1 protein-coding gene and 1 pseudogene are annotated in these 1,273 nt (G+C 61.1%); both read right to left on the bottom strand.

Translation table 11 applies throughout. The features are described from left to right. Positions 1-478, bottom strand: a 478-nt coding sequence (locus QZL66_RS04055) for a tRNA (adenosine(37)-N6)-dimethylallyltransferase (RefSeq protein ID WP_293601842.1), incomplete at its 3' end; no start/stop codon positions are given. A gap of 3 nt (positions 479-481) precedes the next feature. Beyond that, positions 482-1,273, bottom strand: a pseudogene (locus tag QZL66_RS04050) (DNA mismatch repair protein MutL); the annotation flags it as partial.

Genomic DNA, 1,273 nt, shown 5'->3' with positions numbered 1-1,273 from the left:
GGTGAATGGCAGCCGCTGCCTCCGGATCCAGCTGTGCCAGCTTCTGATGCAGCGCCTCGTTGCCGTGCGCCGCAGCGTACTGCTGGAACTCCGCCCGCAACCTGGCATCCTGCCGTGTGGGAGCGAGCTGGACGTTGGAGAGCAGCGAGGAGACGTACATGCCTGCTCCGCCCACCAGCACCGGCAGTTTCCCACGCCGATGGATGTCGGCGATCACCGGTTTTGCCAGTGCCAGATAATCCGCCACACTGAAATTCGCATCCATGGGAACGCAGCCGATGAGGTGGTGCGGAATCCCGCACATTTCCTCCGGCGTTGGTTTTGCCGTGGCGATGTCCAGTCCCTCGTAGATCTGCATGGAGTCGGCGGAGACTACTTCGCCGTGGTAGCACTGGGACAGCATCACGCCTGCCGCCGTTTTTCCGGAGGCAGTGGGGCCAACTACCGCCAGAACCGGGATTTTTGTTGCTTCTGTCATGGGCTATACCCTCCGCCGAAATTGTTTTTCCAAGTCGTATTTCCGGATGACGAACAGCACTGGTCTGCCGTGGGGACAATGGCGAATCGCCTCGTTGTCCCACACCTCCTGCGCCAGCTGCTGCAATTCCTCCAGCGTGCTGTGATCGCCGGAACGGATCGCCGACTTGCAGGCGATGGTGTGCAGCATATCCTGAAAGGTATGTACCTGCGGGTCGGATTTTCCAAGTGCCAGATTGTGGGCGATCTCCGTCACCACCTCGTCGATGTTCAGATCCAGCACAAAGGACGGCACTGCCTTTGCCCGCAGGCGTGGCGGATCACTGCAATCGAACTGGAATCCCATCACCTCCAGGCGTTCCAGATTTTCCTGCACAGCAGAGAACTCGTCCATGGAGAGCAGCGTCTCGCTCTCCCGCAGCAGCATCTGGCTGGTCTGGCGAGATGCGCCGGATTTCAGGCGCTCGAAAATCACCCGCTCGTGGGCAGCGTGCTTGTCGAAGATCAGCAGACGGTCGTCCAGCTCCGCCAAAATATAGTTCTGGAAAATCTCACCGATGACACGCACCTTTTCCGGCGCTTCCGCCTTGGGCGGCGGAAGCTGTTCCGGCTCCGGACGGCGCTGGAACGCCTTGGCGCTCAGAAACTGGTAGGGCGATTTCTCTGCGTCAGGTGCAGCCGGCTGTGCCGGAACGGGAACCGGTTCCCGCCGGGTGAGCTCCAGCGGCGGTTTCGGTTCCGGCTTTGATTCTGCCGGCATCCGCACGGTATAGGCAGCGGCTGCCGTGGCGAGCGG

The sequence above is a fragment of the Ruminococcus sp. CAG:330 genome, from assembly GCF_000437175.1.
Taxonomy (GTDB): domain Bacteria; phylum Bacillota; class Clostridia; order Oscillospirales; family Ruminococcaceae; genus Ruminococcus_C.
Note: the sequence above shows the minus strand (reverse complement) of the source record. Positions and strands in the feature narration are given on the sequence as shown.